We start from the raw sequence: 16720 nt of genomic DNA, 5'->3' as shown, positions 1-16720 counted from the left end.
TCCTCTTGACCGCGTCCTCAAGCTACTCGGCGAACCTAACATCCACGCCGCGAACTAGGCTTCCGGACATGGACACTGCTGCACAGCGGCGCCTGATCCTCGTCGTCGAGGACGAACCGACCCTCGCCGACGCGGTCGTCGCGCGGCTCGCGGCGGCCGGTTTCGACACGATCCACGCGGGCGACGGGCCGTCGGCGGTCGAGGCGGCGCGCACGCACCGGCCGGACGCGCTCGTGCTCGACGTGATGCTGCCGGGCTTCGACGGGCTCGAAGTGTGCCGGCGGGTCCAGTCCGAGCGCCCCACCCCGGTGCTGATGCTCACCGCCCGGGACGCCGAGTCGGACCTGCTGGCGGGGCTCGGCTCGGGCGCGGACGACTACCTCACCAAGCCGTTCTCGATGCGCGAGCTGATCGCCCGGGTCCAGGCGCTGCTCCGGCGGGTCGAACTGGTGCGCCAGCAGACGCTGCTCAGCACCGGACGCGAGGGAGGACGGCTTCGGCTGCGCGGCGGGGACGGCGACGCGGCGCGGGAACTGGAGATCGACCACGCTGCGCGGCGGGTCCGCATGGACGCCGTGGACGTGCACCTGACCCCGATCGAATTCGACCTGCTCGACTGCCTCGCCCGCCGCCCCGGCGTGGTGGCCTCCCGGGAGCAGCTGCTGGCCGAGGTCTGGGACTGGGCCGACGCCTCGGGCACCCGCACCGTCGACTCGCACGTCAAGGCGCTGCGCAAGAAGATCGGCGCCGAGTGGATCCGCACCGTGCACGGGATCGGATACGCCCTGGAGGCCGCGCCCTCGCAGGCCGCGCCCCGCGCTACCGAGTCTGCGTGGGCCCGCGGGGAGCCGGGATCGGTGCCGTGAACCATCAGCGCTACCGCCGCGAGCCCCCGTTCGACCTGCCGCAGGACATGCCATGGCTGCCGGGCGTCGCGGCGCTGCTGCGCAAGGTCCTCGAGCGGGTGCCGTGGATGCGCCGACTCTGGCTGGACCTGCGCCCGCTGGACCCGGTCCGCTCGATCAAGGCCAAGCTCGGCATCCTGGTCATCGTCAGCGTGTCCTTCGCCGGCGCGTTCACCGCGATCGGGGTCTCCACCGGCATCCGGGCGCGCTACGTGGTACTCACCGCGACCGTGCTGTCTCTGATCGTGACGCAGTTCCTGGCGCACGGCATGACCTCCCCGCTGCGCCGGATGACCGCCGCGGCCCGCGCCATGGCCGCCGGGGACTACAGCCGCCGCATCCGCGCCACCTCCCAGGACGAGGTCGGCGAGCTGGCGAACGCGTTCAACCAGATGGCGGCCGACCTGGAGACCGCGGACCGGCAACGCCGCGAGCTGATCGCCAATGTCTCGCATGAGTTGCGCACCCCGATCTCCGCGCTGCGCGCCGTGCTGGAGAACGTGGTGGACGGGGTGACCGACCCGGACGACGCCGCGGTCAAGGCTGCGCTCTTCCAGACCGAGCGGCTCGGCCGACTGGTCGGGGAACTGCTCGACCTGTCCCGCCTCGAGGCCGGAGCGGTCCCGCTGGACCTGTCCGACTTCGAGGTCGGCACGTTCCTCGCACTGGCCGTGGACGAGGCCGCGGCGGCCGGGCGGCCGGTCCGGTTCGCCCTCTCGGTCGATCCGCCGCAGCTGACCGCGCGCGCCGACCAGGCCCGGCTGCACCAGGTGGTGGCGAACCTGCTCGACAACGCGGCCAAGCACTCGCCGTCCGGCGGCGAAGTCAGGGTCGGTGCACGCAGCCTGCCCGGCGGCGGCGTACGCATCGAGGTGGCCGACGAAGGGCCCGGCATCCCGGCCGGACAGCGCCACCGGGTGTTCGAACGCTTCACCCGCGGCGGCGACGGCGGGGAGCAGACGACCGGCGGCGGCACCGGTCTCGGGCTGGCCATCGCACGGTGGGCGATCGAACTGCACGGCGGCACGATCGAGGTGGCCCCGTCCGCGCGCGGTGCGCTGATCCGGGTCGACCTGCCCGCAGACCCCGAACCGCTCACTAACGCCTAGTTCGACTTCGCGTAAGCCCTAGTCAATCCGAGCTACAGGACCCCCTCAGTTCGGGTGGTAAACCTGGTGAGCGGTGTGATACTCGTCGCTGTTGACACCGCTCAACTCGGAACCGCGCTTAAAGAGGCGTAATCTTAATGACCGCTGCCCGCTGGGGGTTCCCGCAGGGCCGGACAGACTAAAGCGGGCCCTCCAAAACCGGGCATCGGCCGTCGGCTCGAGAGCTGCCGACAGCAGCCCAGGGATCACGGATCTACAAAGCGGAAGAGGGCGGAACCCGCCGTGTCGCCACAGTCCACGCCACCATCAACGCAGAGCCCGACCGACGAGGCGGCGCCCGCCTCCGGGCCGCACACCGCGGCCGAGTTCGGTCCCAACGAGTGGCTCGTCGACGAGATCTACCAGCAGTATCTGCGCGACCCAGCCTCCGTGGACAAGGCCTGGTGGGACTTCTTCGCCGATTACCAGCCGAGCGACGGCTCCTCCTCGCAGACTTCGACCTCGACCGCGTCCTCGACACTGCCGGCACAAGCGCCGAGCGCGGCCCCGGCGGCCGCTTATGCCCCCGCCCCCGCCACTGCTGCGCCGGCCCCGACTGCGCCCGCTCCCGCCGTCGCCGAGCCCGCCGCCCCGGGCGCCGACGGCGCCGGCAACGGTGTGATCACCGCCAAGCCCACCCCGGTCGCCGTCGCCCCGGCCAGCGGGGTGCCCCGAGACGCCGCGATCACCGCGCCCCCGGCCGCATCGACCCCGTCCGGCGGCGGCTCGCACACCGCGGTGCTCAAGGGTCCGGCCGCCCGCGTCGTGGCGAACATGGAGACCTCGCTCGAGGTCCCGACCGCGACCTCGGTGCGCGCCGTGCCGGCCAAGCTGCTGATCGACAACCGCATCGTCATCAACAACTTCCTCAAGCGGGCCCGCGGCGGCAAGGTCTCCTTCACCCACCTCATCGGCTTCGCCATGGTGCAGGCGGTCAAGGCGATGCCGCCCATGAACGCCTCCTACACCCAGGTCGACGGCAAGCCGGCGATGGTCACCCCGGAGCACATCAACCTGGGCCTGGCCATCGACGTCACCAAGGCCGACGGCTCGCGCTCGCTGCTGGTGCCGTCGATCAAGGCCGCCGAGCTGATGGACTTCCGCGAGTTCTGGCAGGCCTACGAGGACATCGTGCGCAAGGCCCGCACGAACAAGCTCACCGCGGACGACTTCGCCGGCACCACGATCTCGCTGACCAACCCGGGCGGTATCGGCACCGTGCACAGCGTGCCGCGGCTGATGAAGGGTCAGGGCACCATCCTCGGCGTCGGGGCGATGGAGTACCCGGCCGAGTATCAGGGCGCCTCGGACGAGACGCTGGCCCGGCTGGCGGTCAGCAAGGTCATGACCCTGACCTCGACCTACGACCACCGGATCATCCAGGGCGCGCAGTCCGGGGAGTTCCTGCGCGCCATCCACCAGCTGCTGCTCGGCGACGACGAGTTCTACGACCACGTCTTCGAGTCGCTGCGCATCCCGTACGAGCCGGTGCGCTGGGTCCAGGACATCGCGGCCACGCACGAGAACGACATCAGCAAGACCGCGCGTGTCATCGAGCTGATCGACTCCTACCGCACCCGCGGCCACCTGATGGCGGACACCGACCCGCTGGAGTACAAGCAGCGCCGCCACCCGGACCTCGACGTCGTCTCGCACGGGCTGACCCTGTGGGACCTCGAGCGCGAGTTCGCCACCGGCGGCTTCGGCGGCAAGCCGCTGATGGAGCTGCGCGACATCCTCGGCGTGCTGCGCAACTCGTACTGCCGCACCGTCGGCATCGAGTACATGCACATCCAGGACCCGGAGCAGCGGCGCTGGATCCAGGCGAAGGTGGAGAACGGCAACGGCAAGCCCAGTCGCGAGGAGCAGCTGCGCATCCTCAACCGGCTGAACGCGGCTGAGGCGTTCGAGACGTTCCTGCAGGTCAAGTATGTCGGCCAGAAGCGGTTCTCGCTCGAGGGCGGCGAGGCGGCCATCCCGCTGCTGGACCAGGTCATCTCCGCCGCCGCCGACGCGGGCCTCGACGAGGCGGCGATCGGCATGCCGCACCGCGGCCGGCTGAACGTGCTGACGAACATCGTGGGCAAGCCGTACGCCAAGGTGTTCAACGAGTTCGAGGGCAACCTGGACCCGAAGTCGATGCACGGCTCCGGCGACGTGAAGTACCACCTCGGCACGGAGGGCACCTTCACCTCGCTGTCCGGCCAGCAGATCAAGGTCTCCCTGACCGCCAACCCGTCGCACCTGGAGGCGGTGGACCCGGTCCTCGAGGGCTACGTGCGGGCCAAGCAGGACATCGTCAACAAGGCCGGCAGCGCCTTCACCGTGCTGCCGATCCTGATGCACGGCGATGCCGCGTTCGCCGGCCAGGGCGTGGTAGCCGAGACGCTGAACATGTCGCAGCTGCGCGGCTTCCGCACCGGCGGCACCATCCACCTGGTGATCAACAACCAGGTCGGATTCACCACCTCGCCGGTCTTCTCCCGCTCATCGGTGTACGCGACCGACGTGGCGCGCATGGTCGAGGCGCCGATCTTCCACGTGAACGGCGACGACCCGGAGGCCTGCGTGCGGGTCGCCCAGCTGGCCTTCGAGTTCCGCCAGGCGTTCAACAAGGACGTCGTGATCGACATGGTCTGCTACCGGCGGCGCGGCCACAACGAGGGCGACGACCCGTCGATGACGCAGCCGCTGATGTACCAGCTGATCGAGGCCAAGCGCTCGGTGCGCAAGCTCTACACCGAGGCGCTGATCGGGCGCGGCGACATCACGCTGGAAGAGGCCGAGGCCGCGCTCAAGGACTACCAGGCCAAGCTGGAGCAGGTGTTCACCGAGACCAAGGACAGCGCGCCGGCGGCCAACGGCGGCGTCCAGGCCGCGGCGAACGTGAACGGGCACACGGACGAGGGGGTGCCGTTCCCGGCGCCGGTGGGCACCGCGATCAGCGACGAGGTGGTCAAGCGCATCGTTGAGGTGCACGTCAACCTGCCCGAGGGCTTCGAGGCGCACCCGCGGGTGATCCCGCAGCTCCAGCGCCGGGCGCAGATGGTGACCGACGGCACCATCGACTGGGCGATGGGTGAGACCCTCGCGTTCGGCTCGCTGCTCATGGAGGGCGTGCCGGTGCGGCTGACCGGCCAGGACTCCCGGCGCGGCACCTTCGTCCAGCGGCACCACGTGATCATGGACCGGCGCACCGCCAAGGAGTACACGCCGCTGTCGTACCTGTCCGAGAACCAGGCGACGTACTCGGTGTACGACTCGATGCTGTCCGAGTTCGCGGCGATGGGCTTCGAGTACGGATACTCGGTGGCCCGGCCGGGCGCGCTGGTCCTGTGGGAGGCTCAGTTCGGCGACTTCGGCAACGGCGCGCAGACCATCGTGGACGAGTTCATCTCCTCCGGCGAGCAGAAGTGGGGCCAGCACTCCGGCGTCGTGCTGCTGCTGCCGCACGGCTACGAAGGCCAGGGCCCGGACCACTCCTCGGCCCGGATCGAGCGCTACCTCCAGATGTGCGCGCAGAACAACATGACGGTCGCGATGCCGTCGCTGCCCTCGTCGTACTTCCACCTGCTGCGCTGGCAGGCGCACAACCCGGCGCACAAGCCGATGGTGGTGTTCACGCCGAAGTCGATGCTGCGGCTCAAGGCGGCGGCCTCCCGGATCGAGGAGTTCACCGGCGGCATGTTCCAGCCGCTGCTCGGCGACCCGGCGGTCGAGGCGGGCGGCGTGCGGCGGATCCTGATCTGCTCCGGCAAGGTCTACTGGGACCTGGTGGCGCGGCGGGACAAGCAGGGCATCACCGACACCGCCATCATCCGGGCCGAGCGGCTGTACCCGCTGCCCGCCGCAGAGCTGCTGCGCGAGATCGCCCACTACCCGGCCGGAGCGGAGCTGCGCTGGGTCCAGGAGGAGCCGGCGAACCAGGGCGCCTGGCCGTTCATGGCGCTGCACCTGCCCGGCGAGCTCGGCGGGCGCCCGCTGACCTGCGTGTCCCGCCCGGCGTCGTCGTCTCCGGCGGTCGGCTCGGCCAAGCGGCACGAGGTTGAGCAGCGCCGCGTGCTTGAGGAAGCCTTCGCGGACTGACATCTGCTTACGGCGCGGCCCCGAACCTTAGGGAACGGGGCCGCGCCCTTTTGGCGTTCAACTTAAAGAGGAGCGCGGAACCCTTGTACTTCACGGATCGCGGCATCGAGGAGCTGGACCGGCGGCGCGGCGAGGAGGAGGTCTCGCTCGCGTGGCTGGCGGAGCGGCTGCGCGAGTTCGTGGACCTCAACCCCGAGTTCGAGACGCCGATCGAGCGGCTGGCCACCTGGCTGGCCCGGCTCGACGACGAGGAGGGGTGACCGGACGGACCGGTCCGGCCGCAGGTCGCGTGTCCGACTTGACTTCCCACAGACGCGATATATCGTGGATTTCGACAGACGCGATACATCGCGACTCGTAAGCGGGGAGGACCGCGAACATGCCAGAGTCCTGGAAGATCGAGGAACCCGAGCAGATCACCATCGGCGACGGGGTGCGCTCGCTGCGGCTGACCGCCGCGGCCGGCCGGGTCAACATCATCGGCACCGACGGCCCGGCGACCCTCGAGGTCAGCAAGGTCACCGGCCAGCCGTTGAACGTCGAGTTCGACAACGGGGAGCTGGTGGTCCGGCACGGCGAGTACAGCAAGTCCCAGCTCTTCGGCTTCCTGCTCGGCGGCCGCCGCCTGGAGGTCGACCTCTCGCTCGCGCTGCCGCCGGACGCGCTGGTCGACGTGCGCGTGGTCTCCGGCCCGGTGGTCATCTCCAACTTCCACGAGCGGGTGACCGTGAAGGGCGTGTCCGGCGAGGTGACCCTCGCTGGGGTGCACGGCTCGGCCCGGGTCACCACCGTCTCCGGCGCGATCACCGCCGACCAGGTGACCGGCGACCTCGCGGTCAAGGCGATCTCCGGCGCGATCACCGTCATCGCGGGGGCGGGCGGCGCGATCGACCTGTCGGCGGTGTCGGGAGCGATCACAGCCGACCTGGGCGACCCGGTGCCGACCTCGGTCAACCTTCAGTGCGTCTCCGGCGCGGTCACCGTCCGCCTGCCGCACGACCCGGACGTGAGCATCGACATCGGCACCTCCAACGGACGGGCCGTCAGCGCCTTCCCCGAGGTCGCGGTGACCGGCCACCGCAGCGCGCAACGGCTCTCCGGCCGCGTGGGCTCCGGTACCGCCCGGCTGACTGGTAAGACGGTGTCCGGCGCGGTGACCGTGCTGCGCCGTAGCCCCGAAGATGACCCCTGGGACCTGGGCGTCGAGGACCGCCGCCCGGACGCGGACGAGGTGCGCGACGCGGTCCCGAAAACCGACGAGAACGGCGAGAACAGCGAGGACGCGCGATGACTCCGGTCTTCGGCCACGGCCGGCTCCGGCTCTACCTGCTCAAACTGCTGGACGAGAGCCCCCGGCACGGCTACGAGATCATCCAGCAGCTGCGGGAGCGCTTCGCCGGGCTGTACGCGCCGAGCGCGGGCACCGTCTACCCGCGGCTGGCCCGGCTCGAGTCCGAGGGCTTGATCCGGCACGAGACGGACGGCGGCCGCAAGGTCTACCGGATCACCGACGCGGGACGGGCGGAGCTGGCGGCCAAGGCCGGCGAGCTGGACGCCCTGGAGAGCGAGATCCGTGACTCGGTGCGCGACCTGGCCGAGGGGATCCGCGAGGAGGTGCGCGAGTCCGCTCGCACCGTGCGCGAGGAACTCGAGGCGCAGGCCCGCGAGGCGGCCCAGGAGATGGCCCGCCAGGGGCGCGGGTCGCGGCGCGGCGGCCCCTCCTTCCCCTTCACTCCCCCCACGCCCCTGGCCCCGGGCGGCCCGCCGCCGGAGTCCGCCGACTGGACCCGCGACCAGTGGCGGGACTGGAAGCGCGCCCAGCAGGAGCAGTGGCGCGAGTGGAAGCAGGAGATGAAGGGCCAGACCGACCAGTGGAAGGACTGGCAGCGCGCCTGGAAGGACCAGTGGGCGCACCAGTGGAAGGAACAGTGGGAGCAGCAGTGGGAGGAGCAGCGCCGCGCCTGGGAGCAGAGCGGCCCGCCCCCGTGGAAGCAGTGGGCCGGCTCGTTCTTCGGCCCCCAGGAGGGGTTCGGCGGCTCGGGCGGTAGTGGTAGCGGTGGTGAGTCCGGCAGCCGGCGCGGGATGGACTGGGAGGTCTTCGGGCCCCAGCTGCGCGACCTGTTCACCTACCTAAGCCGCAACGGCGCCCCGTTGGTGGACGCCGCGCGACGGCACGGCCCGCTGTCCGAGGACGACCTGGCCCAGGCGTACCGGATCATCGACCAGACCCTGCGCGACCTGCGCGACCTGTTCGACTCGCCGCGCGACGCCCGGCCGGACGACCCGGCCGAATAACTCCTACAGCGTGACTCCTACAGCGTAAAGACGATCTTGCCGACGAGGTCCCCGGCGGCCATCCGGGCGAATCCGTCCGGGGCCTCGGCAAGCGGACGCACCGAGTCGACGACTGGGCGCACCCCGGCCACGTCGCAGAACTTCAGCAGCGCCGCCAGCTCGTCCCGGGACCCCATCGTGGAGCCGACGATGCGCAGCTGGTGGAAGAAGACCCGGGTCAGCGCGGCGGGCGGGTTGGGCCCCGACGTCGCCCCGGAGATCACGATCGTGCCCTCCTCGCGCACCGAGGCCACCGTGTGCGCCCACGTCGCCGCGCCCACGGTCTCCATCACCGCGTCCGCCCGCTCCGGCAGCCGGGCCCCGGATTCGTAGACGGCGTGCGCGCCGAGCTCCAGCGCGCGAACCCGCTTCTCCTCGGACCGCGAGGTGGCCCACACCCGGAAGCCCGCCGCCCGGCCGAGCGCGATCAGCGCGGTGGCCACGCCGCCGCCCGCGCCCTGGATCAGGACCGTGTCGCCGGGGCGCAGGCCCGAACGGGTGAACAGCATCCGATAGGCCGTCAGCCACGCCGTCGGCAGGCAGGCCGCCTCCTCGAACGAGAGCGAAGCCGGTTTCGGCAGCAGATTCCACCGCGGCACCGCGACCCGCTCGGCGAACGTGCCGGGGTAACGCTCCGTCAGAATCGTGGGCCGCTCGCGGTCCGAGATCCCGAAGCCGCGCTCGCCGATCACCGCGTGGATGACGACCTCGTTGCCGTCCTCGTCGACGCCGGCACCGTCGCAGCCCAGGATCATCGGCAGCCGGTCCTCGGGCAGGCCGACGCCCTTGAGCGACCACAGGTCGTGGTGGTTGAGCGCAGCCGCGCGTACCGAGACGGTGGTCCAGCCCTCGCGGGCGGCCGGCTCGGGCAGCTCGCCCGTCTCCAGTCCCTTGAGCGGCTCGTCCTTGTCGATGGCTGATGCGTATACGGCGAACATGCGCTCCACCCTACTGGCCGGTAAAGTCCGCCGCAGCGGGGGCTATAGCTGGGCGCTAGCGCGCGTCTAACACACGCCAGGCGTCGCGGGCCCAGCGATGCTTTTAGACGCGCACTAGTTTCTAAAGGCGCGCGACGCCCGCTTCCCGGGCCGCCCGAGCGACCGCGGCCGCCACCGCCGGTGCGACCCTCGGGTCGAACGGCGACGGGATCACGTGCTGCGGCGCGAGTTCGTCGGCCACTACGGCGGCCAGCGCGTCGGCCGCGGCCAGCTTCATCGACTCGGTGATGGCGGTGGCCCGCACCGACAGCGCCCCGGCGAACACCCCGGGGAACGCCAGCACGTTGTTCACCTGGTTCGGGAAGTCGGAGCGGCCGGTGGCCACCACGGCCGCGTACTTGCCCGCGACGTTCGGGTGGATCTCCGGGTCCGGATTCGCCATCGCCGCCACGATGCAGTCCTTCGCCATAGTCGCGACGGCCGCCTCAGGCACGGTACCTGCCGACACCCCGATGAACGCGTCCGCCCCGCCCAGAGCCGACTCCAGGCTCCCGGTCAGGCGCGCGCGGTTGGTGTAGCTGGCCAGGTCCCGCTTAACCGGGGTCAGGTCCTCGCGGCTCAAGTCCACGATCCCCTTCGAGTCGGCCACCGCGACGTCCCCGATCCCGGCCTCCACCAGGATCTTGGCGATCGCGACGCCGGCCGCCCCGGCGCCCGAGATGACCGCGCGCAGGTCGCCGAGGGTGCGTCCGGTGACCTTGGCGGCGTTGCGCAGGGCAGCGAGCAGCACGATCGCGGTGCCGTGCTGGTCGTCGTGGAAGACCGGGATGTCCAGGCGCTCGCGCAGCCGGTCCTCGATCTCGAAGCAGCGCGGCGCCGAGATGTCCTCGAGGTTGATTCCGCCGAACGCCGGGGCGAGCCGGACGACGGTCTCGACCACCTCGTCCACGTCGGTGCAGTCGAGGCAGACCGGTACCGCGTCGACCCCGCCGAAGTGCTTGAACAGGATCGCCTTGCCCTCCATGACGGGCAGCGCGGCCAGCGGGCCGATGTCGCCCAGGCCGAGCACCGCGGTACCGTCGGTGACCACAGCGACCGTGTTCGACTTCCAGGTGTATTCGAGGGCGAGTTCGGGCCGCTCCGCGATGGCGGTGCAGACCTCGGCGACTCCAGGGGTGTAGGCGAGGGACAGGTCGGCGCGGTCGCGCAGCGGGACGGTGGCGGCGACCTCGAGCTTGCCGCCCCGGTGCAGGGCGAACACCGCGCCCTCGGCCGTGACGGGTGATTCGATGACGGACTGGCCAGGCATGGGGGAACATCCTCCGGTCGGGTGCGGCGTGCGTCCCCGCGGACGGCGGATCGCCGCCGCACCGTCGAGGCACCGTAACTGGAAATCGGGAACGGCAGGCCAGCCGCGTGAGGGTGAGGGTCGCGGCTTCGGTCCGGCCGGTAACCGTGGGTGTCCGGTCGCTGTACGTAGTCTACTGCGCTGGTGAGAGCACCTTACGCCTCCAGTCGATACGCCCTCCATAAGGTTTCGCTGTAATCGCGTGTGATATTCGTCTGAACCGGGCCACGGAGCCACCGTGGCAATGTGTAAAACGGCCCTTGCCAAGGGCGGGCAGAGGCGTACCGTTACGTCAAGCCTGCTCATATGCGCTCGATCGCGTAACGTGGGCCGGTAACGTCCGAATCGAGCACCACCGGAAACACGACCGAGGTCAACGCTGTGGAACTAGCCTCCTACGCGGACCGCGCCGTGCAGCTTGTGAACACGGCCGATCCGTACCGCGACCAGGACCGTCTGACGACGGTGGACGACGCGCGGGCACTGTTGTCCAGGCAGGGAGCCTGTGGACGACTGACGCACAGTGATTTGACCGAATTGCGGGCCCTGAGGCAGCGGCTGCGGCTGGTCTTCGACGCGGTTGAGGCGGGCAACGCGCCGCAGGCCGTGACAGTGCTCAACCAACTGCTCGAGCAGTACCCGATCCGCCCTCAGATTTCCGGCCACGACGGCACGGACTGGCATCTGCATCTCGCCGAGGGCTCGCCGTCTACGGCTGCCGCCTACGGCGCTAAGGCGTGCATGGGTCTGGCCGTACAGGCGACCGAGGTGGGCATGGACCGGCTGGGCGTGTGCCAGGCCGCGCCGTGCCGCGACGTGTTCATCGACACCTCGACCAACCGCTCCCGCCGCTACTGCTCGGAGCGCTGCGCCACGCGCGCGAACGTGGCCGCGTACCGCGCGCGCCGTCGCGAGGCCGCACTGGCTACGTCGGGCGCCTCCGCCTGAGGGGGCGGCGCGGCGGCCAGAGGCGCGCTACCACCCGGCCGAGCACCAACTCCGGAGGCACGGCGCCGAACTGGCGCGAGTCGCCCGGCGCGTAAGGGTTGTCGGCGAGCAGCCACCAGCCGCCGTCCTGCCATCTGACTGCGCGTTTGACCAGGACGAGCCCGGGGTCGCGGGGATCGCGCGCGACCACCGGGTCGCCGGGCCGGATGGACACGCCGTAGCGCACCAGCAGCGTGTCCCCGTCGTAGTACGCCGGGACCATGGACGCCCCCGACACGCGGGCGAGCCCCAGAGGGAGCAATCCGGTGACCGTGCTCACAAGTCCTGATGATCCCATGCGCGGCATCGGCCTGCGCTGCGCAGTAGGCTCGTGCGCGGACCATCACCTCTTAAGTGACGAAGGGGTTTCACCGATGCGTATCTTCGCGCGCACGCTGACCGTCCACGCCCACTGCGATCTCCCGTGCGGCGTGTATGACCCGGCCCAGGCCCGGATCGAGGCCGAGTCGGTCAAGGCGATCCAGGAGAAGTACCAGGCCAACGAGGACCCCGCGTTCCGCACCCGGGCCATCGCGATCAAGGAGCAGCGGGCCGAGCTGGTCAAGCACCACCTCGACGTGCTGTGGTCGGACTACTTCAAGGCCCCGCACTTCGACAAGTACCCGCAGCTGCACACCCTGTTCAACGACGCGGTGAAGCAGGCCGGCGCGGGCGGCGTGAAAGGCTCGAACGACCCGGCCACCGGCCAGAAGCTGCTCGAGCTGATCGCCGAGATCGACAAGATCTTCTGGGAGACCAAGCAGGCCTGAACCGGCCTGGGCCCGCGCCCGTTCCGCGCTGTGCGGTCAGACTCGAAGAGATCTGATCACCGCGCCGGTACGGGCGCGGCCCTTTCCCCCCGGCCGGTCTGGCGGATCCTGGCGAATCCCCAGACCACGGCCGGTTTCGGGAACGCCGCGCGGGCCTGGGACGTTGTCCTTCGTGAGGTAGACGGCTGAGATTTCCGTCACCGAGGGGCACCGCGTTGCGGGGCGACATCGGTCGCCCTATGGAGGTACTTTCGTCTCACGACAAAGCGCCGCCTGCATACGATGCGTGCGGTCGGCACGGCGCGAGCGCCGCGGCACGGACGGTGGGAGGCACAATGGAGCACCATTCCGCTTCTCGGGGCGACTCGGCAGGAGGAGGCACAGCGGTGGCGACTCGTGATTTCGTCGAGGTGTGCATCCCGGCGCAGGGCGCTTACCTCTCTCTGCTGCGCACCGCCACCGCGGGCCTCGCGGCCCGGCTCGACTTCACCCTCGACGAGATCGAGGACCTGCGGATCGCGGTGGACGAGTCCTGCGCCATGCTCCTGCAGAAGGCGACCGACGGCAGCAGCCTGACCTGCCGCTTCGACCTGTCGCCCGACGCGCTGGCGATCACCGTGTCGGCGCCCACCCTGGACGGCAAGCCACCGGCCCGGGACACCTTCGCCTGGACGGTGCTCACCGCGCTGGCCGGCGAGGTGGACGCGCTCACCGACGAGGACGGACGGACCGTCGCGATCACGATGGTGAAGCGGCGCGAGGGCGGGGAGAAGACCGCAGCGTGACTACAGCACAGACCCCGACCACGCCGGTTCCGGAGAACGCGGACACCGAGACCTCCGTCCTGCTCGACGGGGCCGAGACCGCCGAGGGCCAGGACCGGGCCAGGGCGGCGCGCCCGCCGCACCAGGGCGGCGCCAGCACCCCTCAGCCGCGCAGCTCGGCGCACGCCGCCGCGCACGCTGAGGCGCGCGAGCTGTTCCGCCGGATGGCTGAGCTCGATCCGCGCGACCCCGCCCGCGCCCAGATCCGCGACCGGCTGGTGCGCATGCACCTGCCGCTGGTCGAGCATCTGGCCCGCCGGTTCCGCAACCGCGGCGAGCCGCTCGACGACCTGACTCAGGTCGCCACCATCGGGCTGATCAAGTCGGTGGACCGGTTCGACCCGCAGCGCGGGGTGGAGTTCTCCACCTACGCCACCCCGACGATCATCGGCGAGATCAAGCGGCACTTCCGGGACAAGGGCTGGGCGGTGCGGGTGCCGCGGCGGCTGCAGGAGCTGCGGCTCTCGCTGACCGCGGCGACCAGCGAGCTGTCGCAGCGTAACGGCCGCTCGCCCACCGTGGCGGAGCTGGCCGCGCATCTCGGGCTGACCGAGGAGGAAGTGCTCGAAGGCCTGGAGTCGGCCAACGCCTACTCCACGCTGTCCCTCGACGTGCCCGAGTCCGGCGACGACGAGTCCCCGGCGGTGGCCGACTCGCTCGGCAGCGAGGACGAGGCACTGGAGGGCGTCGAGTATCGCGAGTCGCTCAAGCCGCTGCTCGAGCAGCTGCCCGCGCGGGAGAAGCGGATCCTGCTGCTGCGGTTCTTCGGGAACATGACGCAGTCTCAGATCGCCGACGAGATCGGCATCTCGCAGATGCACGTGTCCCGGCTGCTGGCCCGCACGCTCGCGCAGCTGCGGGACAAGCTCCTCGTCGACGAGTAGGCCCGACGGCCCCGGTTCAGCGCACGTCCCGGCTGAGCACCTTGTGCGAGGCCGGGACGAACAGGAGCACCACGCCGGCCAGGCCGAAGAGTCCCACCAGCGCGCCCTCGAGGTAGAGCGAGTCCTGGAACATCCGATAGGCCGACCCGACCAGCAGCAGCTGGGTGAGCAGGGCGGGGGTGCGCGCCCACGGCTCGAGCCGGGCCAGCCCGCGGCAGACCCAGGCGATGCCGAGCCCGAACAGCAGGAAGATCACGCCGGCCACTTCGGCCCGCCCGCGCAGCACCGGCTGTCCGACGAAGCCGCCGATGATGAGGTACACCGCATAGCCGATCATCGCGGCGGCGATCGTGGCTGTGAGAAGCGCGACAGCGGTCACGCTCGCGGGGCGCTTTAGGGGCGGCGGCGCGGACTCAGCCTCGACCGCCTTAGCCGGCTCGACTTGAGCGCTCGTCGACGGCTTGACCTTCGCTTGAGCCGTAGTTTTCGCCGGGGAAGTCTTCTGGGCCACGTCTCGCAGCGTACCTCTCGTCTACCCGGCCGCGGCGCCCGGGTGGCCGCGTTCTGCCTGCGCCTTACCGACACGAGCGTGGGTAATGTGTCAGGCATGTCCGAGGAGTGGGGAGCCGCGCCTGAAGAGAGCGTGGAGACAGTGGACGGCACCGCCGTCGCGATGGCGCCGACCCGGCAGGTGCGGCGCGGACTTCTGGTGATGAACCCGAAGGCGACCACGACGACGAGCCACGTCTCCGAGGTGCTGGTCAGCGCGCTGTCCTCGGTTCTCGAGTTACAAGCGGTGCGCACCGAGCGGCGCGGCCACGCGGCGGACCTGGCCCGGCAGGCGGTGGCCGAGGGCACCGACGTGGTCATCGCGTTCGGCGGGGACGGCACCGTCAACGAGGTGGTCACCGGGCTGCTCGCGGACGGTCCGCGTCCCGGGCTGCCGGCCCTGGCCGTGGTGCCGGGCGGCTCGACGAACGTCTTCGCCCGCGCGCTCGGCCTGCCGAATCACGCGGTCGAGGCGACCGGGGTCCTGCTGCGTCTGCTGCGCGAGGGGCGCACCCGCCAGGTCTCGGTCGGCGCGGCGCACAGCGAGGACGACGATTCCGACCGCTATTTCACCTTCTCGGCCGGCTACGGCTTCGACGCGGCCGTGGTGGGCGCGGTCGAACGTCAGCGGGCGGCCGGGCGCCGCTCGACCGGCGCCCTGTACATCCGTCTGGCCCTGACCGAGTACATCCGTCACACCGACCGCAGGAATCCGCCGATCAGCTGCAAGCTGGCGGACGGCACGCAGTTGCCGCCGCTGTTCATGGCGGTGCTGGCGAACACCGCCCCGTGGACGTACCTTGGCAACCGCCCGATCCTCGCGACGCCGGACGCCGCCTTCGAATCCGGGCTCGACCTGTTCGGCATGGCCAGCATGGCGCCGGTCCCCCTGTCGCGCACCGTCGGCAGGCTCATCGCCGGCTCGCGCCGACTCGACGACGGTCGGCGGGTGCTGGTCCGCCACGATCTGGCCGGAATCACCCTTTCGGCGCAACGGCCGGTCGCATTCCAGGTGGACGGCGACTACCTGGGACCACGCGAACGTGTGACGTTCCGTAGTGTTCCGGATGCACTGAGCGTATTCGCGTGATGTACTGAAGCCGGGCGCGACGCTTCGGCCGGAATACCCCCGAGTCACCGGACGTTGGAAACCTTGGAGTCACGCCGCCGTCTTCCCGTCCCGACCTTCGAAGGCAAGGTGTGATCCACCAGACACCTGAGATTACAACTATTCCGTCCGTAAACCCTTGTGCGCGGACCTTTTACCTGTCAGGCTGGTTCACGGCCTTGAAACTAGGGCTGTGATCGCTCAGTGCCGAGTGACCGGTCCCCTTCGGATCGGTCGAGGGCAGCCGAGCGCGGCTCCGAGATCAGTGACATCAAGGCCCACGAACCCCCCGCTCAATCGGCCGAGGTCGGTTCCACCGACCCGCCAGTTTGAGTGGAGATGCTCGTGAAAGAGTTCACATTCACAAGAACAGTGAACCGGAACCTTTCATAAGGCGTCTGCAATAGCGGGAACCCGGCGCACGTGTGGTGGCGGCTCCGGACACCCGCCCCGCGTCGCGCTCCCCGCGGCACGGAAACACCGGCACCACAGCTGCACAAACACACAAAGTCGTTCAGCCCGGACCGCGCGCTTCCCCCGCGCACCGAGGCGTAACACGCGAGGAGTAGGACCGATGGACTGGCGCCACCGCGCCGCGTGCCGCGATGAAGACCCGGAACTGTTCTTCCCGATCGGGAACACCGGGCCGGCACTGCTGCAAATCGAGGACGCAAAGGCGGTATGCCGCCGTTGTGACGTGATCGATCAGTGCCTCCAGTGGGCGCTGGAGTCCGGACAGGACGCCGGCGTCTGGGGCGGGATGAGCGAGGACGAGCGCCGCGCACTCAAGCGCCGCGCCGCCCGCGCCCGCTCGCGCATGGCCTGAGCCGCTACCCGCA

16 protein-coding genes are annotated in these 16720 nt (G+C 70.5%); 12 read left to right on the top strand and 4 right to left on the bottom strand.

Annotated features, from left to right (window positions below):
* Window positions 1-68 precede the first annotated feature (68 nt).
* The 6 genes from VGZ32_RS05745 to VGZ32_RS05720 all read left to right on the top strand — a co-directional run bounded on the left by VGZ32_RS05745 (window position 69) and on the right by VGZ32_RS05720 (window position 8434).
* Window positions 69-866, top strand: a complete 798-nt coding sequence (locus VGZ32_RS05745; RefSeq protein WP_326884769.1) for a response regulator transcription factor — start codon at window positions 69-71, stop codon at window positions 864-866.
* 107 nt (window positions 867-973) lie between these two features.
* Complete coding sequence (locus VGZ32_RS05740; RefSeq protein WP_349263497.1) at window positions 974-2014, top strand: HAMP domain-containing sensor histidine kinase; 1041 nt, start codon at window positions 974-976, stop codon at window positions 2012-2014.
* 282 nt (window positions 2015-2296) lie between these two features.
* On the top strand, window positions 2297-6139 hold the full coding sequence (locus tag VGZ32_RS05735; protein ID WP_326884767.1) for a multifunctional oxoglutarate decarboxylase/oxoglutarate dehydrogenase thiamine pyrophosphate-binding subunit/dihydrolipoyllysine-residue succinyltransferase subunit: 3843 nt from the start codon (window positions 2297-2299) through the stop codon (window positions 6137-6139).
* An 83-nt stretch (window positions 6140-6222) separates the two neighbouring features.
* Window positions 6223-6399: a DUF6104 family protein gene (locus VGZ32_RS05730; protein WP_326884766.1), complete on the top strand. Its 177-nt coding sequence runs from the start codon at window positions 6223-6225 to the stop codon at window positions 6397-6399.
* Between the two features lie 119 nt (window positions 6400-6518).
* The gene (locus VGZ32_RS05725; RefSeq protein WP_326884765.1) at window positions 6519-7430 is read left to right on the top strand and encodes a DUF4097 family beta strand repeat-containing protein; all 912 of its coding nucleotides are present in this window, start codon (window positions 6519-6521) and stop codon (window positions 7428-7430) included.
* A complete protein-coding gene (locus tag VGZ32_RS05720; protein WP_326884764.1) occupies window positions 7427-8434 on the top strand; it encodes a PadR family transcriptional regulator in 1008 nt (335 codons plus the stop codon). Before VGZ32_RS05725 ends, VGZ32_RS05720 begins: the two co-directional genes overlap by 4 nt.
* A 17-nt stretch (window positions 8435-8451) precedes the next feature.
* On the opposite strand, the gene VGZ32_RS05715 is transcribed toward VGZ32_RS05720, so the two are convergent.
* On the bottom strand, window positions 8452-9411 hold the full coding sequence (locus VGZ32_RS05715) for a zinc-binding dehydrogenase (RefSeq protein ID WP_326884763.1): 960 nt from the start codon (window positions 9409-9411) through the stop codon (window positions 8452-8454).
* 121 nt (window positions 9412-9532) lie between these two features.
* The gene (locus VGZ32_RS05710; RefSeq protein WP_326884762.1) at window positions 9533-10720 is read right to left on the bottom strand and encodes an NADP-dependent malic enzyme; all 1188 of its coding nucleotides are present in this window, start codon (window positions 10718-10720) and stop codon (window positions 9533-9535) included.
* Window positions 10721-11140: 420 nt separating this feature from the next.
* On the opposite strand from VGZ32_RS05710, the gene VGZ32_RS05705 reads away from it, so the two are divergent.
* Window positions 11141-11707 carry a CGNR zinc finger domain-containing protein gene (locus VGZ32_RS05705; RefSeq protein ID WP_326884761.1) on the top strand — a complete coding sequence of 189 codons (567 nt, stop codon included), beginning with the start codon at window positions 11141-11143 and terminating at the stop codon, window positions 11705-11707.
* On the opposite strand, the gene sodX is transcribed toward VGZ32_RS05705, so the two are convergent.
* A complete protein-coding gene (gene sodX / locus VGZ32_RS05700; protein WP_326884760.1) occupies window positions 11685-12026 on the bottom strand; it encodes a nickel-type superoxide dismutase maturation protease in 342 nt (113 codons plus the stop codon). The genes VGZ32_RS05705 and sodX overlap by 23 nt on opposite strands.
* A gap of 94 nt (window positions 12027-12120) precedes the next feature.
* On the opposite strand from sodX, the gene sodN reads away from it, so the two are divergent.
* The 3 genes from sodN (at window position 12121) to VGZ32_RS05685 (ending at window position 14224) form a co-directional block, all read left to right on the top strand.
* Complete coding sequence (sodN, locus tag VGZ32_RS05695; RefSeq protein ID WP_326884759.1) at window positions 12121-12516, top strand: superoxide dismutase, Ni; 396 nt, start codon at window positions 12121-12123, stop codon at window positions 12514-12516.
* Window positions 12517-12851: 335 nt separating this feature from the next.
* Window positions 12852-13301, top strand: a complete 450-nt coding sequence (locus VGZ32_RS05690; RefSeq protein WP_414642482.1) for an anti-sigma regulatory factor — start codon at window positions 12852-12854, stop codon at window positions 13299-13301.
* The gene (locus VGZ32_RS05685) at window positions 13298-14224 is read left to right on the top strand and encodes an RNA polymerase sigma factor SigF (protein WP_326884757.1); all 927 of its coding nucleotides are present in this window, start codon (window positions 13298-13300) and stop codon (window positions 14222-14224) included. The genes VGZ32_RS05690 and VGZ32_RS05685 overlap by 4 nt, the downstream gene beginning before the upstream one ends.
* 16 nt (window positions 14225-14240) lie before the next feature.
* On the opposite strand, the gene VGZ32_RS05680 is transcribed toward VGZ32_RS05685, so the two are convergent.
* Window positions 14241-14735, bottom strand: a complete 495-nt coding sequence (locus VGZ32_RS05680) for a hypothetical protein (RefSeq protein ID WP_326884756.1) — start codon at window positions 14733-14735, stop codon at window positions 14241-14243.
* 162 nt (window positions 14736-14897) lie between these two features.
* On the opposite strand from VGZ32_RS05680, the gene VGZ32_RS05675 reads away from it, so the two are divergent.
* Together VGZ32_RS05675 and VGZ32_RS05670 are read left to right on the top strand one after the other, a co-directional pair.
* On the top strand, window positions 14898-15863 hold the full coding sequence (locus tag VGZ32_RS05675) for a diacylglycerol/lipid kinase family protein (protein WP_349263496.1): 966 nt from the start codon (window positions 14898-14900) through the stop codon (window positions 15861-15863).
* A 592-nt stretch (window positions 15864-16455) separates the two neighbouring features.
* Window positions 16456-16707 carry a WhiB family transcriptional regulator gene (locus tag VGZ32_RS05670; RefSeq protein WP_211470702.1) on the top strand — a complete coding sequence of 84 codons (252 nt, stop codon included), beginning with the start codon at window positions 16456-16458 and terminating at the stop codon, window positions 16705-16707.
* The last annotated feature ends 13 nt before the right edge of the window (window positions 16708-16720 follow it).

The sequence above is a fragment of the Actinocrinis sp. genome (genome assembly GCF_035938995.1).
GTDB lineage: Bacteria > Actinomycetota > Actinomycetes > Streptomycetales > Catenulisporaceae > DASZGI01.
Note: the sequence above shows the minus strand (reverse complement) of the source record. Positions and strands in the feature narration are given on the sequence as shown.